Here is a 26,011-nt window from a genome sequence, read left to right as displayed (position 1 = left end):
AGATTTTATTGTTATCTAAATACACCCGGAAGGGCGCGAGTACTAGGCTTCGAACCATGCAGTATTTTAATACCCTTGAACAAGCTGGATTTACAATTCGACAACAAGCGTTGTTTAATGATGATTATTTGACTCGATTGTATAATAAAGAACCGATTCCTAAATTATTACTTTTCAAATGCTTTTTGCTTCGAATTTTTACGTTGTTTCGCCTCAAAGCGTATGATGTGATTTGGATAGAGTATGAGTTGATACCATACTTTCCTGCTTGGCTTGAGCGAATCATTAAGTTATTAGGTGTAAACTACGTTGTCGACTACGATGATGCTATATTCCATAATTACGACCAGTCGTCCAATAAAACTGTTCGTCGCTTACTTGGTCATAAAATCGATAAGGTCATGGAAAATGCTACAGCGGTAGTTGCAGGCAATGGCTATCTTGCTAGTCGGGCACATACTGCTGGGGCTAATAAGATTGTAACAATACCGACAGTTATCGACTTAAACCGCTATCCAACAATGCCTCTGAATAAAGATGGTAGCCTAGTTATTGGCTGGATAGGCTCACCTTCCACTCAAAAATACGTCGTTCAATTTTCTGACGTGTTTATCGAGCTATCAAAACAGCACGATTTTACGCTCAGGCTTGTAGGTGCAAGTGAAGATATTGTTGAGCAGCTTAATGGGATTAAAGTTGAAGTGCTTTCATGGAAGGAAGACAACGAAGTCGATTATATACGTAGTTTTGATGTTGGCATTATGCCACTAAACGATGGCCCCTGGGAGAAGGGAAAATGTGGCTATAAATTGATTCAATATATGGCTTGTAGTGTTCCTGTTGTTGCTTCTCCCGTCGGTGTCAATTCCACTATTGTAACGGATAGCGAGTGCGGTTTATTAGCGAGTAATCATAATGAATTTATCGCATCTCTAAATCGTTTATTAATCGATCATGAACTACGCGCTGTTATGGGAAAGGCCGGTCGTAAGGCTGTTGAAAATCGATATTCTGTACAAGCGCAATCAAGCGTGATTATTACCCTTTTTGATTCTATTTCAGGTAACAATAAATAATTATGTGTGGTTTTACTGGATTCATCTCTTTTAACTCTCAAAGTAATGACTTTCTTTATCATACGATAAAGAACATGAACGCACAGCTGGTTCACCGTGGACCAGACAGTGACGGTTTTTGGTGTTCTGAGAAAGACGGATTAGCCTTCGGTCATAGGCGACTAGCTATTCAAGATTTGTCCCCGGCGGGTCATCAGCCAATGGCGTCAAATAGTGGCCGCTACATGATGGTGTTTAATGGTGAGGTATATAACCATTTAGAATTGCGAGAGCAGTTTCCTGATGAAATTTGGCGAGGACACTCTGATACTGAAACGATTTTGGCTTGTATTGATGCTTGGGGGTTTGAAAAAACTTTAAAGCAACTGACTGGTATGTTCGCTATTGCTCTATGGGATGTGGAGCGATCAAAGTTATTTTTAGCAAGAGATAGGCTAGGTGAGAAGCCGCTATTTTATACTAATCAAAATGGCAGTCTGATTTTTGCTTCAGAGTTAAAGGCACTTAAGCGACATCCAGCCTTTCAGCCAGAAATAGACCGCGATGTATTGTGCCTATATATGCGTCATAATTGTATTCCCGCGCCTTACTGTATCTACAAACAGACTTTTAAGTTGATGCCCGGTACATTTTTAACGATTGATTCTAAGCTCTCAATTGTTGAGTCACAATACTGGTCTGCTGAAGATGTGGTAAACAAAGGTTTAGAAAATCGTTTTGCTGGAACTGCACAACAAGCTGTCGATAAGTTGGATGAAGTGTTGACGATGGCAGTTAATCGACAAGTGATTTCAGATGTTCCATTAGGGGCATTTTTATCTGGTGGTGTCGATTCTACAAGCATTGTGGCTTTGATGCAGGCAAATACTAATAAGCCTGTAAAAACATTTACTATGGGTTTTGATAATAAAGATTATAACGAAGCTGAACATGCTAAGGTTGTTGCTAAACACTTAGGTACAGAACATACAGAAATGTATGTAAGCCCACAAGACGCCCTTGATTGTATTCCTAATCTTCACAACGTTTATGATGAGCCTTTTGCTGATTCTTCGCAAATACCGACCTTTTTAGTCTCCAAATTAGCGAAGCAACATGTAACGGTTGCGCTGTCAGGTGATGGTGGTGATGAGCTATTTGCAGGTTATAACCGCCATCAGCTTGCCCATACAATGTGGCCCAGAGTTAGTACATTGCCATTTGCAATTCGAACGTTGTTATCCACTGGAATAAGTAGTTTTTCTCCGCAGCAGCTCGATGGGTTGAACACTCTTTTACCTAAAGCAAAAAAAATGCGTCAATTGGGCGATAAGCTGCATAAAGCGGCCGCGGTAATAGAAGCTCAAAGCTCTAAGGATTTATACTTGGGGTTGGTTTCTCAATGTAAGACGCCTGAAGAATTAGTATTGCTAGGTAAGGAACCAAAGTCAGTTATTACGAAAAATACCTTGCCTGAAAGCTTGAGCGTACCAGAGATGATGATGGCTCTGGATATGATGACATATATGAGTGATGATATTTTAACTAAAGTTGATAGGGCTGCAATGGCTGTGTCATTAGAAACTCGAGTACCAATGTTAGATCACTCAGTTGTAGAGTTTGCTTGGTCGTTGCCCTTTGATATGAAACTTAGACATGGTGTGACAAAGTGGCCTTTACGAGAGGTACTATATAAATATGTGCCTAAAGAGCTAATTGAGCGCCCAAAGATGGGCTTTGCACTTCCTCTCGATACATGGCTAAGAACATCATTAAGAGAATGGGCAGAGGGATTAATAGCCCCGGTAAAATTGCAACGTGAAGGCTATTTAAATGAGCCTATGGTCACAAAGCTTTGGCAAGAACACTTAACCGAGAAATATAACCATACAGCACAGTTATGGTGCGTACTGATGTTCCAGCAATGGCTTGAGGCTGAGGGTTTATAAATGCTAGCGTACTGGACATTATTTTTTTTAGTCGCTGCTTTTGCTTTTGCGGAGCCAAGACGTACGGAAGGTTATAACTATTCTGGAAAACGTTTACCGGTTGTCTGGGTGATTGTACCTGTTGTCATTACTTTTTTAGTCGGCTTTCGAGTGGAGGTTGGAGGGGATTGGTATGCTTACCTTGGTTATTTGGAAAGAATCAATGGGTTAACGCTACAAGAGGTACTCTTACTAGGAGACCCAGGTTATCAGTTGCTTAACTATATCGCCAGTGCTGTAGGTGGCGGGATATATACTGTTAATTTACTCTGTGGTTTCTTTTTTAGCCTTGGTTTAATGGTATTTTGTAAGAATTTGCCAAGACCAATGCTTGCGATAGTCGCGGCTATTCCTTACATGACTATTGTCTTGGCAATGGGCTATTCACGCCAAGCAACAGCATTGGGCTTTGGAATGATCGCTCTTAACGCATTAATACACAAATCTACTTTTCGGTTTTCTATTTGGATTATCGTTGCAGCGTTATTTCATAAATCGGCAGTTTTGCTGATCCCTGTAGCTGCACTGATCTCTTCAAAGAGTCGAATGCTAAGTGTTTTATGGATCGCCATTGCTGCTTTAGGGGCTTATGTTACTTTGTTACAAGATAGTGTTGATGCGCTTTATGCCAATTATGTCGAAGCAGAATATCAATCCCAAGGTGCATTAATTAGAGTATTTATGTGTGTCGTGCCGAGTGTGCTTTTTTTATATTACCGCAATTACTTTAACATGCTTTTTAAAGAAAAACAGTTATGGAGTTGGTTTTCATATGCATCATTAATTTCGTTTGCTATTCTTTTTCTAACATCTGCCAGTACCGCGGTAGATCGTGTCGCACTATACTTGTTACCATTGCAATTGGTTATTTTCTCCCACTTACCTGAAGTTTTAGGGAGTCCAAATAAGGCGAATAAACAATGGGTCCTGCTTATTTGCAGCTATTATTTCTTGGTTTTGTTCGTATGGCTTTTCTTCGCTGGGCATAGTTTTGCTTGGCTACCTTATCAGTTTTATCCATTTACCCTATTGTAGTTAATTATGAAAAAAATAGTTTTGTCAGCCAACACATCTTGGTATCTGTATAATTTCAGGTCGTCCACGATAAACGCTTTTCAGGAAAATGGCTTTAAAGTTGTTTGCTTGTCCCCTGCTGATGATTATTCACAGAAGTTAATTGATGAACTTGGTTGTGAGTGGCATCACCTTGAAATGGACAACAAAGGCAGTCACCCTATTAAAGACTTAGCATTGGTTTATAGGCTTGTTCGCTTTTTTCTTGAAGTTAAACCTATTGCAACTTTCAACTTCACGATTAAAAATAATATCTATGGGACTTGGGCGGCTCGGCTTAGTGGAGTGAAAGCCATTAATAATGTATCTGGTTTAGGTACGGCATTTATTAATGATAATTTAACGTCTAAAGTAGTGAAGTTGCTCTATCGCTTATCCCAACCTTTTGCCAGTAAGGTATTTTGCCAGAACCCTGAAGATATGGAATTATTGATTAGCAATAAGCTAGTCAATAAAAATAAATTGACGCTACTGCCTGGGTCTGGCGTCAATATCGATAAGTTTGAGCCGTCAATGAAAGTAAGTCGTTGTGTTGACGAACCCTTCCGCTTTTTGTTTGTTGGAAGAATGCTTGGTGATAAAGGGGTTCGAGAGCTTATCGCGGCAGCTCATAAACTGGCTGAAAACGGTTATGTATTTACGCTTGATTTGTGTGGTTTTGCGGGTGTGGAAAATGCTTCAGCTTTGTCATCAGATGAGTTAAATAAATTATCTAAATTCGATTACATTAACTGGCTTGGTCCAAATGACACGATAGCGCAAGTTTATGCTAATGCAGATTGTGTTGTATTACCTTCTTACCGTGAAGGTATGCCAAGAACATTATTGGAAGCCGGAGCAATGGGCTTGCCCAGTGTTGCTACCAATGTGCCTGGCTGCAAGCATGTTATTACTCATGGCTTTAACGGCTTGTTGTGTGAAGTTAAATCTTCAGATTCTCTGTATAAGCAAATGGTTACGATGCTTCAACTTGATGCTACGTCATATGGACTAATGTGTTCAAATAGTCGAGCGCGTATTGCAGAAGAATATGATGAACAAATTGTAGTTCAATATGCCTTGGAGTCCGTTATGAACCTGAGTTATGACATACCTCTCCTTAATAAATAAAGGTTAAAAGCACATTGCTGGCTTATGGTCTTTAGTTTGATCATACTAAAGGCTTAGTCAGTCTTTGTTTATCGATTTTAGTTGGGTGAAAAACCTTATGTTGAAGTGTACCTTTCCTCCGTTTTACCGCGTAACTATATACTTAGCCTCGATATTCACCATGGTAGGTTATGTTCTTTAGTGTGTGTATTTTCATAACTTCGTTCGTTCATTTGGAGCATTGACTTTGCTTGATTGGTTACTGACCCCTGCTGTTCAGGTATTTTGTTTGTTCATTGCAACAGTCTGCGGCTTGATAGGCTTTCAGTCTCACTCTGATAGAGTGTTTGGCATATTGTTGTTGGTGCTTTTTAGTTGTTCTCTTGTTACGACAGAGCAAGTTATCTCAAGTTTTTCAAATAAAGGCTTACTCACCTTGATGCTGCTAATGGTTTGTTCGCTGGCATTAGAAAAAACAAAACTCCTACGGGTGATTACCAACTATGTGATTGGACCTCACTATTACTCAACCTTATTCAGGTTATTTAGTTTAACTACTTTATCTTCAGCAATATTGAACAATACAGCCGTTGTTTCAACTATGTTGGCACCGATCCGCAACAACCCGCATCACAAGGCCAGTAAACTACTTATCCCTCTGTCTTATGCGGCCATACTAGGCGGGACCTTAACTTTAGTTGGTACGTCCACGAACTTAATAGTAAACAGTTTGGTTATCGACTCTGGTTTGCCCAGTTTGAAGTTTTTCGACTTTACCGCGGTGGGCTTATGCTTGGTGCTTGGCTGTGGGATGCTTTTGTTTGCATTAAGCCCATTATTGCCAGAGTATGATAAGAACCAAGTTCAGATTCGCGACTATATTATCGATACTGAAGTTGCCTCAGATTCAGAGCTAATAGGAAAGTCTGTAGAACAAAATGGTCTTCGTCACTTAGAGTCATTATTCTTGGTGGAAATCTTGCGTAATAAGCGCCTGATATCCCCGGTAACACCGCAGGAAGTCATTCTGCCTGGCGATCGTTTGCTGTTTAGCGGCGATGTTAAGAAGGTCACTACTTTAACTCAATTTGGTGGGTTGTCTTTATTTGCCAGTGATATTGGTTTGCCCTTAGATAATCTTTCTGAGGTGGTGATTCGCCCTGAGAGTCACTTAATTGGCAAAACACTCAAGCATGCGGGTTTTCGCGCCTTGTTTGATGCAGCGGTGGTGGCGATTAAGCGCGATGGTGAGGCGCTATGTGGTAAGTTGGGTGACGTAGAATTGCAAGCAGGTGATTATTTAGTGCTTGCAGTGGGCGAGGATTATGCTGCTCGTAACAACATTGCTAAGAACTTCTTTTTATTGAGCGAAGTAGAAACCGAACATTGCCTAGATGGCTGGAAGGAGAAACTGGCAATAGGTGGCTTTCTTGCTGCTATTGTGTTTGCTGCTGTCGGTGTGGTGTCACTGTTTAAGGTGATGCTCATTCTCCTTGGTTTGTTGCTACTTTCTGGCTGCTTGAGTGCCAATGAAGTATTACAGCGCATACCAAAGAACATTTGGTTGATTATTTCCTCTGCATTATTGCTTTCTCAAGCGCTGGCTAACAGTGGTGCGCTTGATAGCTTAGAAACAATGGTACATTCTTATGACCATTTGTTCACACCGTTTATTGGGCTTGTGGTGGTGTATTTGTTGGCATGGCTGATGACCGAGCTAGTCACTAACAATGCGGCGGCGGCATTAGTGTTCCCGATAGGTATTGAATTAGCGTCAAGCTTATCAGCCAACCCTCAAGCTTTTATACTTGCTATTGCCTTTGGTGCAAGTGCGAGTTTTATTAGCCCGTATGGATACCAAACTAACCTGATGGTGTTTAATGCTGGGCAGTACAAGCTGCAAGATTTTGTCAAAGTAGGCGTACCCATGTGCCTGCTTTATGGCGCGATTGTGTTAACCGCAATCCCCGCCTTTATTGGATTGTAAATTAAGGATTTCTTTGAAATGAACATTTCTCAAGAGCGCATGACTCACCTAAAGCAATTAGAAGCTGAGTCCATTCATATTATGCGTGAGGTAGCGGCTGAGTTTGATAACCCAGTGATGCTGTATTCGGTGGGTAAAGATTCTTCTGTGATGCTACATCTTGCGCAAAAAGCGTTTGCTCCCGCGATTCCACCCTTTCCGCTTATGCACGTAGACACTACGTGGAAATTCAAAGAAATGATTGAGTTTCGTGATTACATGGCTGAAAAAGTCGGCATGAAGTTGATTGTGCATCAAAATCCTGAAGGCGTGGAAATGGGCATCAGCCCATTCGAGCATGGTAGCTCTCTACACACTGACATCATGAAAACTCAAGGTCTGAAGCAAGCTTTAGACAAACACGGCTTCGATGCAGCGTTTGGCGGTGCACGTCGTGATGAAGAGAAATCTCGCGCCAAAGAGCGTGTGTATTCGTTCCGTGATGAGCACCACCGCTGGGACCCGAAAAACCAACGTCCTGAGCTGTGGAATGTGTACAACGGTAAAGTGAATAAGGGCGAGAGCATTCGTGTGTTCCCTCTATCAAACTGGACTGAGCTGGACATCTGGCAGTACATCTACCTAGAGAGCATCGAAATTCCAGGTTTGTACCTAGCAGACAAGCGCCCTGTGATTGAGCGTGACGGCATGCTTATTATGAGAGACGATGAGCGCATGGAGCTTAAAGAAGGCGAAGTGGTTGAAGAGAAGATGGTGCGTTTTCGTACCCTTGGCTGTTACCCGTTAACGGGCGCCGTTGAATCTGAAGCAGCAACCCTACCTGAAATCATCCAAGAGATGCTGCTGACCACGACCTCTGAGCGTCAAGGTCGTGCCATTGACCACGATTCTTCTGGCTCAATGGAGAAGAAGAAACGTGAAGGGTATTTTTAAACCGCTATGACGACTCCATACCAACGCAAAGACCATGACTCGGTGAGCGATGATGTCGTATGGCATAACTCAACTGTGACTCATGAAGACCGTGTTGCGCTTAAAAGGCAGAAGCCAGTGATACTTTGGTTTACCGGCCTTAGTGGTTCAGGTAAATCGACCGTTGCCAATGCCGTTGAAAGTAAATTGCTGCAAATAGGCAAGTATAGCTACCTATTAGATGGGGACAATGTGCGACATGGTTTGAACAAAGACCTAGGTTTTTCAGACGCCGACCGCGTTGAAAACATTCGCCGAATCGGTGAAGTGGCGAAATTGTTTGTGGATGCGGGCAATATCGTATTGACCGCGTTTATCTCTCCGTTTGTTTCTGACCGTCAGCAAGTACGTGAACTGGTTAGCGAAGGTGAGTTTCTTGAAGTGTTTGTGGATACGCCGCTTGGGGTGTGTGAAGCACGCGACCCTAAAGGGCTTTACAAGAAAGCACGTGCCGGTGAGATTAAACACTTCACGGGTATTGACTCTGAATACCAAGCGCCATTAAACCCAGAAATCCACCTACAGACTGCCGACCTGTCTATTGAAGCGTGCGCTGACTTTGTTGTGGCTGAGCTTGAAAGGAAAGGCTATCTTCAACTAGGGGAGGGCGCCTAATGCATTACGACGTATTTAACGGTGATGCTGATGGCATCATTGCGTTGCTGCAGTTGCGATTTGCTGAGCCGAAAGACTCCAAACTGATTACTGGCGTGAAGCGTGACATCAAATTGCTAAAGCAGGTGGATATCAACAACGCTAAATCAGTAACCGCGCTGGATATCTCCATGGAGAAAAACCTGCCAGAGCTCGAAGCGCTTCTAGAAAACAACATCAAAGTGTTTTATTGCGACCATCACCGTAGTGGCGATATCCCTCAGTCAGATAACCTAGACGCGTTAATCAATCTAGACGCAGAAGTTTGTACTAGCTTGTTGATTAATGAGCGCCTAGGCGGGCAGCACGCAAAATGGGCGGTTGCGGCGGCGTTTGGTGATAACCTGTTTGCTTCTGCAGAAAAACTGGCGCAAGAGATTGGCTTAACTGAATCAGAAACCGAGTTCTTAAAAGAGTTGGGTACGTTGATTAACTATAACGGTTACGGCGCGACGCTGAATGACTTGCACATTGAGCCCGCTAAGCTCTATCAGCAATTGACGGCCTACGTTGACCCGTTATCGCTTTTAGATGATGAAAGTTCGCCGTACCACACGCTGAAAAAAGGCTACGCGCTAGACCGTAATCAAGTGCTGAGCATTACCCCAACGCACTCGGATACGCAGTGCAAAGTGTTTGAACTGCCGTGTGAAGCCTGGGCAAGACGCATCAGTGGCGTGTTTGGCAATGAACTAGCCAACCAAAGCCTTGAATTGGCACATGCGGTATTAACGCTCAACGCAAACCACCAAGATTACACGGTGAGCGTACGCGCACCACTGAGTTATCGTGTGGGCGCGGATGACATTTGTTCATCGTTTCCAACCGGTGGTGGTCGAAAAGCAGCAGCTGGCATTAATGCGCTCACCCTCGATGACAAACAGAAGTTCATCGATACACTGTCAGCGTACTACATCAAATAAAAAAGAACGTCATTCTGGTGTTGATACCATCAACTCCAGAACCTTAGAGATCACACACTCTAAATTATCAAAGCATGAACACTTTGATAGACAAACAAATTACATAGGGCATTGATGCCCGATAAAGAACATTAGGAGAACGACATGTCTCACAGCTCAGAGCTTATCGCAACGGACATCGAAGCGTATCTGAAAGTCCATGAAAATAAAGATTTATTGCGTTTCCTGACTTGCGGTAACGTTGATGATGGTAAATCCACACTGATTGGTCGTCTGCTTTTTGACTCAAAGCTGATTTACGAAGACCAAATGGCGGCGATTGAGAAAGATTCTCAGAAATTCAACACCACCGATGGTGATTTCGACTTAGCGCTACTAGTAGACGGTCTTCAATCAGAGCGCGAGCAGGGCATCACTATTGATGTGGCGTACCGCTATTTCTCAACAGACAAACGTAAGTTCATCATTGCCGATACTCCGGGACACGAGCAGTACACCCGCAATATGGTAACAGGCGCGTCTACGTGTGATCTAGCGATTGTGATGGTTGATGCGCGTCACGGCATCCAAACACAAACCCGTCGTCACAGCTACATCTGTAGCCTGCTGGGCATTAAGCACATTATTGTGGCTATCAACAAGATGGACTTGATGGAGTACAGCCAAGAGGTGTACCAGAAGATTAAAGCGGATTACCGCGAGATGGCGAAAAACTTCAACATCGACGACATTCGCTTTGTGCCTATTTCTGCACTAAATGGTGACAACGTAGTGACGCCAAGTGAAGCAATGGATTGGTACCCTGGTGCAACGTTGATGAAGCTGCTTGAAACGGTGAAAGTTGACCAAGACAAAGACCTTGAGCACATGCGCTTCCCAGTGCAATACGTGAATCGTCCTAACCTAAATTTCCGTGGTTTCTGCGGTACGCTGGCATCTGGTTTAGTACAAGTGGGTGATGAAGTAACTACGCTACCATCAGGTAAGACCTCTCGTGTTAAGTCTATCTACACCTTTGATGGCGAGCTAGATACTGCACGCCCAGGACAGGCTATTACCATCACCCTTGAAGATGAAATCGATGTGTCACGCGGTGATATGCTGGTGCACAACGGCCATGAGCCGAAAGTCACCAACAAAGTGAACGCACACGTGGTATGGATGGGTGAGAACCCGATGCGTACGCACAAAGAGTACATCTTTAAATTCGCGACCAAATCTTGCGTTGGTAAAGTGACTGGTATCCCTCATAAGATTGATGTCAATACGTTAGAGAAGCACGCTAAAGAGAGCGAAACGTTAGACCTTAACGAGATTGCTTTGTCTGAGATTACATTGACGGATAAGATCGCTGTCGATACTTACCAAATACTGCCACAAACGGGCTCATTCATTGTGATTGATCGTCATAATAATGTGACAGTGGGAGCAGGTATGGTTGCATCGGTATCGGATGAAAAAGAAGAAAAAGGTCGAGTCTACTCTCCATCAGAAAAAGACTTGAATGCCTACGTCCGTAAGCACTTCCCTGAGTGGGGTTGTGCTGAGGTATAATCTCAAAGTACTGACTTAGATTGTAACTGAATCAAAAGGGCCCAATCTCATATCGAGATTGGGCCCTTTTTACGTTTAGCTTAAGAAGTTTTGATTTGAAAGCTCGTTCATTGAACGTGCTTTCTGGAAACTAAACTATTAATACACTTCTAATCACTAGTAGACTTTTTCTGGAAGGTTACGCAAACTTCTAATCCAGCTGGTGATGCGCCAAACATAGCTCATAGCTACAGTGTATGAAGCAAAACAAATCATAAACAGGATGAACATGGTCGATTCAGCAATTTCTAGGAACTCTCCGTAGATACCGAAGCCAGCGAAGCTACTTGCGATAGCACAAATGATGGCGAGCGTTTGACGCGATGTAAAACCAAGGCGTTGGAAGATGTGGTGTAGGTGCTCTCTGTCGGGCTTGAAAGGGGAGTCACCGCGGCGTACGCGTCTGAACATGATGGCAGCCATGTCCATCAGCGGAACAGCAATTAACCACAGTGCAGTTATTGGTCTCATCATAGCTTCTGATGGATCTTGGCTTGCGCCCAGCAGTAACCAAATCACAGTAAAGCCAATCATCATGCTGCCAGCGTCGCCCATAAAGACCTTACGCTCTCGCCCAAGAATACCAAGATTCATCATGATATAAGGAATGGTTGCGACAATGAACACCACGCATAAATACGCTAAGCCATGTTGGCTGTCGACTTGAAGTAAAACGGCGATACCGCCAAAAGTTACAATAGCAAGCCCACCTAACAATCCATCAATGCCGTCGACCATATTGAACGCGTTAATCGCGCCAATCACTGCGAGTATGGTTACTACAGGGCTCAGGAAGCCTAAATGCAGGTCGCCAGTACCAAACAGGTTACCAATGTTATCTAATCGAATGTCGGCGAAATACATCATGCCGATGGAGAGAATTGCTTGCACCACCAGTCGTATTTTGAAGCTAATGTCGAATTTGTCATCAAGCGCCCCGATAATAATAAGAGCAATAACAGAAGCTAAAAAGAGTGGGCTATGCGGGATGACGTCTGGATGGGTAACGATGAATTGGCCAATGGTTAAGCTGATCGCTATACCACCTACCAATGGGATCGCACCAGTGTGTAACTTTCTCTCATTCGGTTTATCCACTAAGCCAATGGATTTTGCCACTTTTCTCATTAAAAAGAGTGAGGAAAAGGAGAAGAAGCCAACAAATGATAGCTCTAATAACATAATGAACTCTAGCCAGTTTTTATGATAATTTTATTTGCGTGTAGCTTACGTTAAAACCATCAATTTGTACACTCAGTTGAGTATGTTTTGTTCGTTGTTTTTTGAGTGTGATATTGGGTTTTAGTATGTAACTCAGTGTTAATACAGAATGACGACAGCGATATTTCCCTAAATACTGTTGCTCAAGGTTTATGCGACCCTTAAACACAAAATGACGCTTTTTTTCACATTCGATCATCCTACCTGCGCCCTTTCTTGATCTTCCGCTACAGTTTTGACTGTAAACTGTAGTAAAATTACGCTAATTTGTTTTTATACCGATTTATTTTGAATTGAACGAGGTCAGTCCTATGTCAGCTAAGAAGCCAATGGCTCTAGTGATCCTTGACGGTTACGGTTACCGTGAAGACAACCAAGACAACGCTATCGCGAACGCTAATACTCCAGTTTTAGACGGTCTTATTGCTAACCAACCTAACACGCTAATCTCGGCTTCTGGCTTAGATGTAGGCCTACCTGATGGCCAAATGGGTAACTCTGAAGTGGGTCACACCAACATTGGTGCGGGTCGCGTGGTATACCAAGATCTTACTCGTATTACTAAGTCAATTTCAGATGGTGAGTTCGGCCAAACTGAAACGCTAGTGAACGCTATCGATAAAGCGGTGAAAGCTGAGAAAGCGGTTCACATCATGGGCCTTATGTCTCCAGGTGGCGTTCACTCTCATGAAGATCACATCTACGCGGCTGTTGAAATGGCAGCAGAACGTGGCGCAGAGAAAATCTACCTACACGCATTCCTAGACGGCCGTGATACGCCGCCACGTAGCGCAGAAAACACACTGGCACGTTTCCAAGAACTGTTCGCTAAGCTAGGCAAAGGCCGTGTGGCTTCGCTTATTGGTCGTTACTACGCAATGGACCGTGATAACAACTGGGATCGCGTTCAAGAGTCTTACGACCTGCTGACTCAAGCAAAAGCAGAATTCACGTTTGATACAGCGGTTGCTGGCCTAGAAGCGGCTTACGCTCGTGATGAAAACGATGAGTTTGTAAAAGCGACTGAAATCAAAGCAGAAGGCGAAGAGTCTGCCGCTATCGTTGATGGCGATGCGGTTATCTTCATGAACTACCGTGCCGACCGTGCTCGTGAAATCACACGTGCGTTCGTTCCTGATTTCGATGGTTTTGCTCGTAACGTATTCCCAGCGATCGATTTCGTGATGCTGACTCAATACGCAGCAGACATCCCGCTTCTATGTGCATTCCCACCGGCTTCTCTAGAGAACACTTACGGTGAATGGCTATCGAAGGAAGGTAAAACGCAGCTACGTATCTCTGAAACAGAGAAATACGCACACGTGACGTTCTTCTTCAATGGTGGTATCGAAGACGAGTTTGAAGGCGAAGAGCGTCAACTTGTTGCTTCTCCAAAAGTAGCAACTTACGACCTACAGCCAGAAATGAGTGCACCAGAGCTAACTGAAAAGCTAGTTGCAGCAATCAAAGGTGGTAAATACGACGCGATCGTTTGTAACTTCCCTAACTGTGACATGGTTGGCCACACTGGCGTTTATGATGCAGCGGTTAAAGCGGTAGAGTCGCTAGACGAATGTCTGGGTAAAGTGGTTGAAGCAATTAAAGAAGCCGATGGCCAACTGCTTATCACAGCTGACCATGGTAACGCGGAAATGATGGTAAACCCAGAAACGGGCGGCATCCACACGGCGCACACTAACCTACCAGTGCCACTTATCTACGTAGGTAGCAAAGACGTTGAGTTCAAAGAGGGCGGTAAACTGTCTGACTTAGCACCAACGATGCTTTCTCTGTCTGGTATCGCAATCCCGGCAGAAATGTCAGGTGATGTGATCGTTAAATAGTCAGTAGTTAAATAGTTGTTTGGCTCAGCGGCTCACTGAGCTTTAACGATTTTGAAAGCCCGCACTTAAAAGTGCGGGCTTTTTTATAGATGTGAGATACGAGTAAGCGAGATGAGAAGAGCTTAAGAACGGATGCGTGATGTGAGATACGGGTAAACGAGTAGCGAAGAGCTTAAGGACAGGTATTGGGTAAGAAAAACATGCAGGGGAGAACATAAGGGCACGACCTTAAACAAAAGACGAAAAGAACAGTCTTGATGAATATCGAAAGAGTGACATTGCTTGAATGATTAGGTAGCTTAAGGCTCATACTATACTTATCTTTTACCTTATCTCTAGGCTGTTTATATGAACTCAAACCCAGACCGCTGGAAGCAACGACTGCAAAACTTAATGAAAGCGCAGCAAAGGCTTGAGAGAGCGTGCTCACAAGATAGCTACAATGAGTTAGAGCTCGCTGGGTTAGTACAAACTTTTGAATTTTCTTTCGAACTGACATGGAAGACCCTTAAAGACTTACTTGAGTTTGAAGGGTTTGATGTGGCTTCGCCGAGGAGCGTTTTTCGTACGGCCTTAGAAGCTAAGCACCTGTCTTCGGAGCAGTGTGAGATTATGCTTGAAGCACTCATAAAACGAAATTTATTGTCCCACACCTATGATGAGGAAAATGTCCTTGAAGCTAAGTCACTGATCTTAGAGTCATTTTCATCAGTGATAGGGCAAGTCACACTCTATTTAAAGCTTAAATGTGATCAAGAGGGTCAATGCGAACAAGAGGTTAAATGTGATCGATAGTTATTTGGTTAAACCAGACTCGGTCGGCCTTAAGCCTCATCAGTATCAGTTGATTGAGGATATTGTTTTGAGTCATGCCGCAGTCATTCATGCCTGGGTATTCGGTTCTAGAGCCCTTGGAACTTATAAAGATAACTCCGACATCGATATTGTTATCGAGGGGCATGGGATTTCGTTAAGTGTCGTCGCAGGCTTGCAAGATCGTTTAGAACAGTCGTCGCTTCCATTCAAGGTTGACTTGCTCGTTAAGCATAGAATTACATCAAGCGAGTTACTTGCCCATATTGACACTTATGGGATTAAACTAAAGTAACCGAACGTATTATTATCAGCGTAACGGTGATGTTGATTCTTGAACCGATTGTTTACGTTTTGCCAGTTTATCTCGAATCTGAGTACCTGAATTGACTCGGTCATGTTTTTTATCATCAATAGAAAACGATAATAGTTTCATTAGCGCTATAGCTCCACCTCTACGCTTTCGATCTTCATAAGATTTAATCGTATCAGTGGACATTACCATCACCTCTTTGTATGAAATTTTAAATATAGACTATATGTTGTCTGGTGATAATGGCGCTTCTTGATGGCGAAATTTTATATTATTGATCTAGTGAGATAAGGTTTACTTCTTTTTATTTAAGATCGAACGCTCAAAATCTAACAACCACTCTTTACGATTCATACCGCCGGTGTAGCCGGTTAATGTTCCATTCGCGCCGATGACTCTATGGCAAGGCACAACAATACTAAATGGGTTCTTGCCATTTGCACCACCCACAGCTCTTACTGCTTTTGGGTTATCCATTATTTTCGCTTGTTCACCGTAACTGATGGTTTCGCCATAAGGAATGGTTGTTAAAGCTTGCCAAGCTACTTTTTGAAAGTCAGTGCCTTTTATCGCTCTTAATGGCAAATCGAATTCTATTCGATGACCTGCGAAGTACTCATCTAACTGTTTCGCTGCCAGTTGGCAAAGGTCATCTGGATTGCTAATCATTAGCTCTTCGTGATTTATATGGTCAATTTCAATAAGCGACACACCATTGCTAACAATGATCATCTTGCCAATTGGTGCGTCATAAAGCATTTTGTAAGTGGTGTCTTCCATGTCATCTTCCTTTTTTTAGTCTTTTTCTGCTCTCAAGCTCTTCGAATCTCGTAACTGCTCTTAATCTCTTAAATCTTTTCGCATCCCGGTTACTCGCATCTCGTATCTGCTCTTATATCTTTTCGCATCCCGTATCTGCTCTTATATCTTTTCGTATCCCGCATCTGCTTTACCCCTTACACGAAGCGCAAACAAGTACCCTGAAATACCGCCGACAATGTTCCCCAAGGCTAAGCCTATAAACAGCCCTTCGACACCATCAATTTGGCTGCCTATCCAAGCGAATGGCAAGGTAAAGACAAACAAACGCATGAAGCTCCATTGAAAGGCTTTGAGTGGTTGATGCATGGCATTCATCCCACTGATCAGCATCATCACAATGCCTTGGAATCCATAGCTAAAGGGCACGACTAACAGGTAATGCCACAATATGCCTCGGACGGATTCTTCTTGAGAGAACAGGGCAGCCAAAGGAATGCTCAACGGCACCATCATTAAGAAAATCAAACCTTGGAACATCACAGCAAAACGCATACTCAGAAACAGTGCCTTAAAACTGCGTTGTGGGTTGTTTGCGCCAAAGTTCTGCGCCATGAAAGGCGTAAGCGCCGAAGTAAGAGACATCAACACAATGATAAGAATGGACTCGATACGTTGCGCTGCGCCATACGCCGCCACGGCTTCAGTCCCTTGTTTGGCCAGCATCATCATGATGATAGCGCCGGCAAGTGGGTTCAGAGCGTTAGACAAAGCCGCTGGGGTGCCTATTTTTAAGATCTGTCGCCAGTCACTGACGATGTTTGTCAGCTTAGGCGGCGCAAGCAGTTTTTCTCGCACCATCAATACGTAGAGTGAGCCACACAAAGCACCAAACCAACTGAAACCACTGGCAATCGCAGCGCCTTGAATCCCCAGTTCAGGAAAAGGCCCATACCCGAAGATGAGTAGCGGATCTAAAACGCCATTGATAAGGCCAGCCAGTAGCATAATCTTGGCGGGTGTTTTAGTATCGCCGCTGGCACGAATGGCGCTGTTGCCTGCCATGGGGATGACCAAAAATGGGATCGCGAGATACCACACCGACATGTATTCCGATATCAGCGGCAACAACTCTTGCTTTGCTCCTAGCAGGGTAAACATAGGTTCTAAGGCGATAATACCTAATGTAGACGCGCAGCCGACCAGAAGCAGAGCCAGCAATAAGCCATGACAGGTAAAGCGTGCTGCATTTTGTGCGCTGCCTTGGCCAAGCAATCGACCGATACATGTCGATAAGCCAATGCCAATCCCCATGGTGATGCAGTTAATCGCAAAGGTAACTGGAAAGGTAAAGCTCACTGCTGCAAGTGCTTGTGTGCCGAGCAGTGAGATAAAGAAGGTATCGACCAAGTTAAACATCAAGATCGCCACCATACCGAATATGGTCGGTATGGTCATGGTACGCAATGTACTCTCAATTGGGGCAGTTAATAGCCCGTGCTTATCTTGCATGCAAAACGCCGATAGAAACCAAAAGCGTAGGATAAACAGATGCGGGATACGAGTAAACGAAAAGCAGGGAAAGATGAGGGGTGAGAATCTGCACTTTAGCTCACAATTTTTTCGTTCCCCCCTTGGGATCTTTCACATCGCCCCCAACATATTGTTTGACCCACGCTAATCGTGGCAACTATCAAAATTTAAATGGAAATTATCAGGAGATAAGACCGATGAATATCCGTCCTCTACATGACCGAGTTATCGTTGAGCGCCAAGAAGTTGAATCTAAATCTGCTGGTGGCATCGTTCTAACTGGTTCTGCCGCAGAAAAATCGACTCGCGGTATCATTCTAGCTGTCGGCAAAGGCCGCATTCTAGAAAACGGTTCAGTGCAACCGTTGGACGTAAAAGTTGGCGATACCGTTATCTTTGCTGAAGGTTACGGCACGAAAACTGAAAAAATCGACGGCAAAGAAGTTCTGATTATGTCTGAAAACGACATCATGGCGATCGTCGAGTAATCTATTTTTCATTTAACTCTCAGTAAAAGTTATCAGAGCCAGTATTGGATGATTCATATCGTCATTCCAGAAATGAGGAACGAATTATCTGGAATCTAAACAGAGTGCGATTTGAGTAGATTCTGAATCACGTTCGTCCCTCACTGTTCAGAATGACGCGATAACGCTGAGACGCCCCGAAACAAAGAATTTGAAAGGAAATTAAGATGGCTGCTAAAGACGTTAAATTTGGTAATGACGCACGTATTAAAATGCTAGAAGGTGTAAACGTTCTGGCTGACGCAGTAAAAGTAACGCTAGGTCCTAAAGGCCGTAACGTTGTTCTAGACAAATCATTTGGCGCACCAACGATCACTAAAGATGGTGTTTCAGTTGCACGTGAAATCGAACTTGAAGACAAGTTCCAAAACATGGGCGCGCAAATGGTTAAAGAAGTGGCTTCGCAAGCGAATGACGCGGCGGGCGACGGTACGACTACAGCAACAGTTCTTGCTCAAGCAATCATCACTGAAGGCTTAAAAGCCGTTGCTGCTGGCATGAATCCAATGGATCTTAAGCGCGGTATCGACAAAGCAGTTATCGCTGCAGTTGAAGAGCTAAAAGGCCTTTCTGTTCCATGTGCAGATACAAAAGCTATCGCGCAAGTAGGTACTATCTCTGCGAACTCTGATTCGACAGTAGGTAACATCATTGCTGAAGCGATGGAAAAAGTAGGTCGTGATGGCGTAATCACGGTTGAAGAAGGTCAGGCTCTACAAGACGAGCTAGACGTAGTTGAAGGTATGCAGTTCGACCGTGGTTACCTATCTCCTTACTTCATCAACAACCAAGAAGCGGGTTCTGTTGATCTAGAAAGCCCATTCATTCTTCTTATCGACAAGAAAGTTTCGAACATCCGTGAACTTCTTCCGACTCTAGAAGCAGTTGCTAAGGCATCTCGTCCACTTCTTATCATCGCTGAAGATGTAGAAGGCGAAGCGCTTGCAACTCTAGTTGTGAACAACATGCGTGGCATCGTTAAAGTGGCTGCTGTTAAAGCGCCTGGTTTCGGTGACCGTCGTAAGTCTATGCTACAAGATATCGCTATCCTAACGGGCGGTACGGTTATCTCTGAAGAGATCGGCCTAGACCTAGAGAAAGTAACGCTAGAAGACCTAGGTCAAGCTAAGCGTGTAACTATCACTAAAGAAAACTCAACCATCATCGATGGCGCGGGCGAAGAAACAATGATCCAAGGTCGTGTTTCTCAAATCCGTCAACAAATCGAAGATGCAACGTCTGACTACGACAAAGAGAAACTTCAAGAGCGCGTAGCTAAGCTAGCTGGCGGTGTTGCAGTAATCAAAGTGGGCGCTGCAACTGAAGTTGAGATGAAAGAGAAGAAAGACCGCGTTGAAGATGCACTTCACGCAACTCGCGCTGCCGTTGAAGAGGGTGTGGTTGCTGGTGGTGGTGTTGCACTTATCCGCGCTGCATCTAAAGTTGCTGGCCTTGAAGGCGACAACGAAGAGCAAAACGTCGGTATCCGTGTTGCACTACGTGCAATGGAAGCGCCTATCCGTCAAATCACGAAGAACGCAGGTGATGAAGAATCTGTTGTTGCTAACAACGTTCGTGCTGGCGAAGGTAACTACGGTTACAACGCGGCGACTGGCGAATACGGCGACATGATTGCTATGGGTATCTTAGATCCAACTAAGGTAACTCGCTCTGCACTTCAGTTCGCAGCGTCAGTTGCTGGTCTTATGATCACAACAGAAGCGATGATCACTGATAAGCCACAAGATTCTGGCCCTGCAATGCCTGATATGGGTGGCATGGGCGGTATGGGTGGCATGATGTAATCATCCCCCTTTCTCTATAGCAGAGAAAGTCACACATAAGCTTTAGAAAACGGAGACTTCGGTCTCCGTTTTTTTTGCTCTTAAAGTCTTATTTATTCGCATCCCGTATCTGTATTTCAGCTTCACCATCACCCTTTTTTCCAAAGCTCCTTGGTCAGCCTGCCTTGTGCGTAAACTGTTGTTCATCAATTTTTTGCAGCATCATGTCACGCTTAAATGGTTTTGGAAGATAATCGTTCATTCCACACTCGAAGCAACGTTTAATATCATCATCGAGCACGGATGCCGTTAAAGCGAGGATATGTGTTGCCTGAAGTTGCAGGTTTTCTTCATAGCGCCTGATTCGCTCTGTTGCCTCAAAGCCATCTACATTCGGCATCATGCAGTCCATCAAGATAAGGCCGATGTCTTGATGATGCCCTTTATATAAATCAATCGCTTCTTGTCCATCATTGGCAACCCAATATTCAATCCCTAACTTATCTAAATTGATACATACCACCTTCTGGTTTACGCGGTTATCTTCAACTACGAGGACTTTTTGACGTACAGTCGCTTCTATCGGCTCAGGTTGATGTTGAGGGGGTTGTGGCTGTGACCTTTCAAGCACGGAGTTCAACATGCTACTTAAGCGGGAACCGAGCATAGGAAGAGTCACATAGCCTGAGATAAAATGACACTCACTCATAGGATCACTAAGATTATCTTTCACTATGATGATTTTCACCTCTGGTGCTAAGCGATGCAGTGTTTTGGCTTGGTTAATATCTTCCATCAAAGCGATCTCTGGGAGGTCAGTTGCCGCCAAGTTTGTTTCGATTGATTTTAGTTGTGGTGAGTAACCAAGGCGGAACAAGTCATCGAGTAAAAGTTTCGATGGCGCATCTGAATAATAGACAACGGTTTGTTTACGATTTTTATGTTCAGAATGATCTGATGGCACTACGGCTAATTGGAAATGAAAGCAACTGCCCACGTCTTTCTCTGACTCAACGTTTATCGAGCCTCCCATCATTTCCACCATACGTGACGAAATACTAAGCCCTAATCCGGTCCCCGCAATATTGGAGGTGATGTTGGTATCTTCTTGGCAAAACGCTTTGAAAATGTGCTCTTGTTGGTCTGCTGCGATACCAATACCCGTATCTCGAACAGAAAACTCGACCACACACTCTGTTTCCAATGATGGAAGCCGTTTAGCGGTGAATACGATAGAGCCTTGTTCTGTAAATTTGATCGCATTTGAGGCTAAATTCATCAACACTTGGCGAATTTTATTCCCATCAACATGAATGTACTCTGGGAGCTCGCCATCAATTTCAACTTCCAACTTAATCTGCTTTTGATAAGCTTTAGAAGAAATCAGAGTCACGCTATCAAACAGCAGCTCTCTTAAGTCTGTCGTATGTGGATTAATTTCCAGTTTACCCGACTCAATTTTGGACAGATCGAGAACATCGTTGATCAACATAAGTAAGGTTTGAGAAGAGGTATAGATAGTCCCAAGGCAGTCTTTCTGTTCTGCGGATAGTTTGGTTTCTGCCAGTATTTCTGACATACCAATCACGCCATTAAGCGGTGTCCGTATCTCATGAGACATATTGGCAAGAAAGGCACTTTTTGCACGGTTTGCTTGTCGTGCTTTCTCTTGTGAAACAATCAATTGAGTTTCAAGTTGACTGGCACGCCACACAACATAAAGCAGCACCAGTAACGTCACCCCTCCTAATGCGGCTGTCGATAAGTAGCTGTACAACTTTATCTGCGTCAGGCTCTCTGCGATCTGCTTGGGTGTTTCGGTGAAAAGTAAGTTGAGCTCATCTTCAACATGATAAATACTGCTGGTGAGTTCTCCTTTGAGGCCGCTATCAGAGCTGTACCCGACACTCTTTAACCCTCGCTGCAATCGCCAAAAGTGGCGTTTAAAATTATTAAACGAAGCTAATGCACTGATCGTTCGGGAATTCTGTTCTATTTCATCTTGGATTTTGAACAATGAATCGACAATCTTATCTAATGTTGTCTGATCAAAATCGGTAAAGAACTGATACATGAGATCTTGTGTTTCTAAAGTCAATTCTTCAAGCTGCACATTATTGGATTCATGTACGAAGCGCTCAAGTGTCAACGCTGCATTTTTTAGTTTCTCAATGAGCCCAATTTGGTCCCTCTTGCCATGTATGCTGACTAACTCAAGGGCTAATAATGTAAAGGCGGTGTGGTACTCGTCGAGATACTCGACAACTTTGGCATAATTAAAAGAAATATTGAGGTCGCTTCGTACGATTTTCCCATCGATCTCAGCCAGCTTTTCGATCAGCTGACTTCGCTTTATATTGAGTTGTTCTTGAATCTCTGGTTGCCTTGTGGAAACAAACTGCTGCTCTTGTCGTCTGACATAGAGCATAACGCTATAAGCTTCAGAAAGACTGAGCTGGAGATTAATCATGTCCTGCTCTTTGTTCTTCAGAGCATGGCTAACATAGATATAGAGGCCTAAAAATAACACGATAGCCAAAAAACCACGCGAAATAATCGCTTTAATGGTCTGTTTATTCGTAGGTTCCTTAATCATGCTATTCCCACTGTTTCATATCGTTCTATTCCTATATTAGAATTTAGTTTATTTTCAGAATTTTACGAACATTAGTTTTTGAATACCTGAGGTCTGTTGAGCTTTTATCAATAAATTTTTTAGGATGACATCGCTTTAGATGCGGCAATAAGTGTGTGGGCTATAAGCTTGTGAAACATGTTGATTTTCTCGCCTAGATTTTTGTTTGGAATAATAAGCGTTAGAGCGGAGGTTTCGGTCTCTGTTTTTTTTGCTTTTCGCATCTCGTTCACTCGAATCCCGCATCTGCTCTTAACCATTGCTCTTTATGATTTAGCGGCTTATATTCAACAGTACAGTTATTACATTGATTTAACATGGGTAGCTGTTGAATAAAGGACAATAAATGCTTGATTAAAAATGGATTAATCAAGTGAACAATAAGTCAGTGGAGACTCCCCAATGAAAAAACTACTTTCAGTACTTGCTGTGTCGGCAGCAGTAATGGCACCGGCAGCATTTGCTTCTTCGCCTGTTATGTTTTCAACGATTAACGGTTTCAACGCACCTGATTCAGATGCGGTTGGCGGTGTGCGTTTGGCTCTGCTTCACGGACAAGTAAACGACCTTAAAGGTGTCGATCTTGCCGTTGTTGGTATGTCTGAGACGCAAACGACCACAGGTGTGAACCTTGGTATTTTTGGTGCATCAAAAGTGAACCAAGAAATGACCGGTGCATCTCTAGGTTTCTTCAACTGGAATACGGGTAAAACAACCGGTGTTAACCTGGGTGCTGTGAACATTACTAATGATGTGAAAGGCGCGAACGTGAGTTTTGTAAACTACTCAGAAGGTAACACTATGGTTGATGTTGGTGCAGCGAACCTTTCAGAAGTGTCTACGGTTCAGGTTGGTATCTTCAACAAAACCAACAAAATCGAAGGCGTACAAGTTGGTCTGATCAACTGTGCTGACAACGGTTTCTTCCCGTGCTTCCCGATTGTAAACTTTGCTAAGTAAGGCTTAGTGTTACTATAGTGATTCATAACGCCTAAGTGCATCTGACTTAGGCGTTATTGCAACTCAACATTTTCTTATAGATATCCAAACGCCCCTCCAAAATAGATAAGCATATTGTTTTATATTTTCTATTGCAGTATTTTTACTTATGAGTGCAATGTGCGATAAATTCCTAATGATGATTTATATGCTTTGATTAACCACCATACCGTCGATTTTAAAAAGGCTTTCTTAGGCCTGACCGCCAGTTTTTTAGTAGTTTTGAGCTTGTTGCTCGTTGATTCAGCGGAAGAATCAGATAAACAGTATGGAATGGAAAACCAAGGCGTAACACGCTCTTTAGCGGAGCTCACACAGATCATAAATGCGCTTGAGTACAACATCACTGCGCTTTATCCACTGCATGGGGATACCTACGTATTCTCGCATGACAAAAAGATCGAGGGTGAGACGTGTTACTTCACCAGTGAGGAGCAACATGCCCCTCGTTTTGATTTTATGTTCTCTGGCCCTCGCGAGATGTGCAACCCGGAATCGGACCTTTATACCGAAGCGGGTAAGCGCCTGTTCATCGCGCCGACCATGGCTTATTTTGCCAATACCATTGATACCATCTCTGCGATTTATTTCATTTCAAAAGACAAATTCATTATCTCTTCGCCTTCTGATTTTGCCAGTTACATTAAGGGCGACACCTTTGATTCGGTTGTGAATAGCAGGCCTTATTGGGTGAACACGATTCGCTTTGGCTTAGCTCAAGGGCAAGACCAAGTGGTGTATACCGGCCAATATGATGATTACTTAACAGGTCAGAAAGTGGTGACCTTAACCAAAGGAATCTACGTTAATGGTGAGTTTAAAGGGGTATTGGGTGTCGATGGTTATGTCTCGAAACTAGTATCGAACCCTACCCATGGCTATAAAGTCACAAATACTCGAGGCGCAAACAAATACGGGTTTATGGATTTTACGTATTCCAAGCCTCTGTATGTTGATGACATTAACACCCAGCTATATCTGAGTATTGAAGAAGATAAGAGCGAGCACTTTCTGCATGTATTGGAGATGGAGAAGATTCAGCTTTCGATACTGTTGGTTTTGTATCTGCTCTCGGTTTTATGGCTATGGCGCTTCTATACAAGACAAGAGCACCAGCGTTTAAATGAGCTAGCAATGCGCGACCCATTAACGGGCTTGCTGAATCGACGTGGTTTTGAGGCTCGATTACTGGCGCAAGATGAAGAGCCGATTATTGGTGTTGGCGTGTTTGATATCGATGATTTCAAAGTCGTTAATGATCAGCATGGCCATAAAGTGGGGGACGAGGTGATTTGCCATGTTGCTCGGTTGATGCTGAACAGCGTTAGACAGCAAGATATCGTGGCTCGATTTGGTGGCGAAGAGTTTGTTGTCGCGATTACGGGTGAATCGTCTGAGTTGCTTTCATCGATCTTTGAGCGAATTCAAAACGACATTAGCCTACAGAGTTATCGATGCCCTACGGGTGACAAGATTAGTATCTCAGTGTCTGGTGGCGCGACGCTTTACTCTTTGTATAAGTTCGACAGCGTAGGGCACTTGTGGGAAAACCAGAGTATTCGTTCGTCTGATGAGCAGCTCTATAAGGCAAAGGCTGCGGGTAAGAATCAGGTGTGTATTCAGGTGTATTAATTAGTTGGATACACAAAGGCCTAGTCGTGTGACTAGGCCTTTTTAATGTCTGTTTCAGGTTGAGGTTACTTCTTCACGCGGCCTTTTCTCATCCACTTCTGATGCACACCACGACGCAGGCTCTGGAAGCTGTTTTCCACTTTATCGACACCAAGCAGAATCACTAGCGCCATTAGCGTGATAATGACCGATTGGGAAAGATGCCCTAGTGCGATCATCATACCTAATGCTGCGAGTACCCAGATAATTGCGGCTGAAGTCACGCCATGAATCTTGCCATCCAGTGTCATCATTACACCAGCCCCAAGAAATCCAACACCCGTAATTATCTGACCAAGCACACGAGCTTGATCGAGTGTGTTGGGGGATAGGCTGATCGCCATGGTGAGGAAGAAATAGGTACCACTGATGATCAGAATCGACGTTCGGATTCCGACGGGTTTACCGCGTGTTTGCCTTTCGATTCCGATTAAAGAACCACATAACATGCATGCAGCGAGGCCTGCCCAGCTAAAGGGGGCAAGGTTGAGAGTTTGTTCTATAAATTGTGACATATCACCCCTCCTAAAAATTTAGAATAGAGCCGAGTATGCTAATAATAGACCGGACGATCGAA

22 protein-coding genes are annotated in these 26,011 nt (G+C 43.7%); 16 read left to right on the top strand and 6 right to left on the bottom strand.

Annotated elements, in window-relative coordinates; genetic code table 11:
• Window positions 1-56 precede the first annotated feature (56 nt).
• The 9 genes from AB4154_RS10460 to cysN all read left to right on the top strand — a co-directional run bounded on the left by AB4154_RS10460 (window position 57) and on the right by cysN (window position 11,296).
• Window positions 57-1,076, top strand: a complete 1,020-nt coding sequence (locus AB4154_RS10460) for a glycosyltransferase family 4 protein (protein WP_280604309.1) — start codon at window positions 57-59, stop codon at window positions 1,074-1,076.
• Between the two features lie 2 nt (window positions 1,077-1,078).
• Window positions 1,079-3,004, top strand: a complete 1,926-nt coding sequence (gene asnB / locus AB4154_RS10455; protein ID WP_372122919.1) for an asparagine synthase (glutamine-hydrolyzing) — start codon at window positions 1,079-1,081, stop codon at window positions 3,002-3,004.
• A complete protein-coding gene (locus tag AB4154_RS10450) occupies window positions 3,005-4,078 on the top strand; it encodes an EpsG family protein (RefSeq protein ID WP_372122917.1) in 1,074 nt (357 codons plus the stop codon).
• Window positions 4,079-4,084: 6 nt separating this feature from the next.
• The gene (locus tag AB4154_RS10445; RefSeq protein WP_372122916.1) at window positions 4,085-5,227 is read left to right on the top strand and encodes a glycosyltransferase family 4 protein; all 1,143 of its coding nucleotides are present in this window, start codon (window positions 4,085-4,087) and stop codon (window positions 5,225-5,227) included.
• Window positions 5,228-5,453: 226 nt separating this feature from the next.
• On the top strand, window positions 5,454-7,193 hold the full coding sequence (locus AB4154_RS10440; protein WP_372122914.1) for an SLC13 family permease: 1,740 nt from the start codon (window positions 5,454-5,456) through the stop codon (window positions 7,191-7,193).
• 24 nt (window positions 7,194-7,217) lie between these two features.
• Window positions 7,218-8,126 (top strand): sulfate adenylyltransferase subunit CysD, encoded by a 909-nt coding sequence (cysD, locus tag AB4154_RS10435; RefSeq protein WP_372122972.1) that lies wholly within the window; start codon window positions 7,218-7,220, stop codon window positions 8,124-8,126.
• A 6-nt stretch (window positions 8,127-8,132) separates the two neighbouring features.
• Window positions 8,133-8,780, top strand: a complete 648-nt coding sequence (gene cysC / locus AB4154_RS10430) for an adenylyl-sulfate kinase (RefSeq protein WP_372122912.1) — start codon at window positions 8,133-8,135, stop codon at window positions 8,778-8,780.
• Window positions 8,780-9,742, top strand: a complete 963-nt coding sequence (locus AB4154_RS10425) for a DHH family phosphoesterase (RefSeq protein WP_372122910.1) — start codon at window positions 8,780-8,782, stop codon at window positions 9,740-9,742. Before cysC ends, AB4154_RS10425 begins: the two co-directional genes overlap by 1 nt.
• A 144-nt stretch (window positions 9,743-9,886) precedes the next feature.
• Entirely contained in the window at window positions 9,887-11,296 is a 1,410-nt protein-coding gene (cysN, locus tag AB4154_RS10420; RefSeq protein WP_372122908.1) for a sulfate adenylyltransferase subunit CysN, read from the top strand.
• 156 nt (window positions 11,297-11,452) lie between these two features.
• Here the strand turns inward: cysN and wecA are convergent, their stop codons facing one another.
• Entirely contained in the window at window positions 11,453-12,517 is a 1,065-nt protein-coding gene (gene wecA, locus AB4154_RS10415) for a UDP-N-acetylglucosamine--undecaprenyl-phosphate N-acetylglucosaminephosphotransferase (RefSeq protein ID WP_372122906.1), read from the bottom strand.
• Between the two features lie 350 nt (window positions 12,518-12,867).
• On the opposite strand from wecA, the gene gpmM reads away from it, so the two are divergent.
• From gpmM to AB4154_RS10400, 3 genes are all read left to right on the top strand, one after another.
• On the top strand, window positions 12,868-14,400 hold the full coding sequence (gpmM, locus tag AB4154_RS10410; protein WP_372122903.1) for a 2,3-bisphosphoglycerate-independent phosphoglycerate mutase: 1,533 nt from the start codon (window positions 12,868-12,870) through the stop codon (window positions 14,398-14,400).
• A 348-nt stretch (window positions 14,401-14,748) separates the two neighbouring features.
• A complete protein-coding gene (locus AB4154_RS10405) occupies window positions 14,749-15,195 on the top strand; it encodes an HI0074 family nucleotidyltransferase substrate-binding subunit (protein WP_372122901.1) in 447 nt (148 codons plus the stop codon).
• Window positions 15,185-15,508 carry a nucleotidyltransferase family protein gene (locus AB4154_RS10400; RefSeq protein WP_017063157.1) on the top strand — a complete coding sequence of 108 codons (324 nt, stop codon included), beginning with the start codon at window positions 15,185-15,187 and terminating at the stop codon, window positions 15,506-15,508. Before AB4154_RS10405 ends, AB4154_RS10400 begins: the two co-directional genes overlap by 11 nt.
• Before the next feature lie 15 nt (window positions 15,509-15,523).
• Here AB4154_RS10400 and AB4154_RS10395 read toward each other — a convergent pair whose 3' ends face one another.
• The 3 genes from AB4154_RS10395 to AB4154_RS10385 form a co-directional block, all read right to left on the bottom strand.
• The gene (locus AB4154_RS10395; RefSeq protein ID WP_372122899.1) at window positions 15,524-15,712 is read right to left on the bottom strand and encodes a prevent-host-death protein; all 189 of its coding nucleotides are present in this window, start codon (window positions 15,710-15,712) and stop codon (window positions 15,524-15,526) included.
• Window positions 15,713-15,820: 108 nt separating this feature from the next.
• Complete coding sequence (locus AB4154_RS10390) at window positions 15,821-16,306, bottom strand: methylated-DNA--[protein]-cysteine S-methyltransferase (protein WP_123953693.1); 486 nt, start codon at window positions 16,304-16,306, stop codon at window positions 15,821-15,823.
• Window positions 16,307-16,447: 141 nt separating this feature from the next.
• Window positions 16,448-17,797, bottom strand: a complete 1,350-nt coding sequence (locus AB4154_RS10385; RefSeq protein WP_065584506.1) for an MATE family efflux transporter — start codon at window positions 17,795-17,797, stop codon at window positions 16,448-16,450.
• A 218-nt stretch (window positions 17,798-18,015) separates the two neighbouring features.
• Between AB4154_RS10385 and AB4154_RS10380 the strand changes: the two genes are divergently transcribed.
• Both AB4154_RS10380 and groL read left to right on the top strand, forming a co-directional pair.
• Window positions 18,016-18,306, top strand: a complete 291-nt coding sequence (locus AB4154_RS10380; RefSeq protein WP_010433998.1) for a co-chaperone GroES — start codon at window positions 18,016-18,018, stop codon at window positions 18,304-18,306.
• Between the two features lie 206 nt (window positions 18,307-18,512).
• Window positions 18,513-20,150, top strand: coding sequence for a chaperonin GroEL (groL, locus tag AB4154_RS10375; RefSeq protein WP_371722035.1), 1,638 nt, complete (start codon window positions 18,513-18,515; stop codon window positions 20,148-20,150).
• Window positions 20,151-20,304: 154 nt separating this feature from the next.
• On the opposite strand, the gene AB4154_RS10370 is transcribed toward groL, so the two are convergent.
• Window positions 20,305-22,725, bottom strand: coding sequence for an ATP-binding protein (locus AB4154_RS10370; protein WP_372122897.1), 2,421 nt, complete (start codon window positions 22,723-22,725; stop codon window positions 20,305-20,307).
• Between the two features lie 441 nt (window positions 22,726-23,166).
• Here AB4154_RS10370 and AB4154_RS10365 point away from each other — a divergent pair, with 441 nt between their 5' ends.
• Window positions 23,167-23,724 carry a VC2662 family protein gene (locus tag AB4154_RS10365; RefSeq protein ID WP_017068001.1) on the top strand — a complete coding sequence of 186 codons (558 nt, stop codon included), beginning with the start codon at window positions 23,167-23,169 and terminating at the stop codon, window positions 23,722-23,724.
• Between the two features lie 192 nt (window positions 23,725-23,916).
• On the top strand, window positions 23,917-25,395 hold the full coding sequence (locus AB4154_RS10360; RefSeq protein ID WP_372122895.1) for a diguanylate cyclase: 1,479 nt from the start codon (window positions 23,917-23,919) through the stop codon (window positions 25,393-25,395).
• Window positions 25,396-25,460: 65 nt separating this feature from the next.
• Here the strand turns inward: AB4154_RS10360 and AB4154_RS10355 are convergent, their stop codons facing one another.
• Window positions 25,461-25,949, bottom strand: a complete 489-nt coding sequence (locus AB4154_RS10355; RefSeq protein WP_004733333.1) for an MgtC/SapB family protein — start codon at window positions 25,947-25,949, stop codon at window positions 25,461-25,463.
• Between the last annotated feature and the right edge of the window lie 62 nt (window positions 25,950-26,011).

Source organism: Vibrio sp. 10N.286.51.B11 (genome assembly GCF_041469245.1).
Classification (GTDB): domain Bacteria; phylum Pseudomonadota; class Gammaproteobacteria; order Enterobacterales; family Vibrionaceae; genus Vibrio; species Vibrio crassostreae_C.
This window is presented reverse-complemented; position numbering and strand designations above follow the sequence as displayed.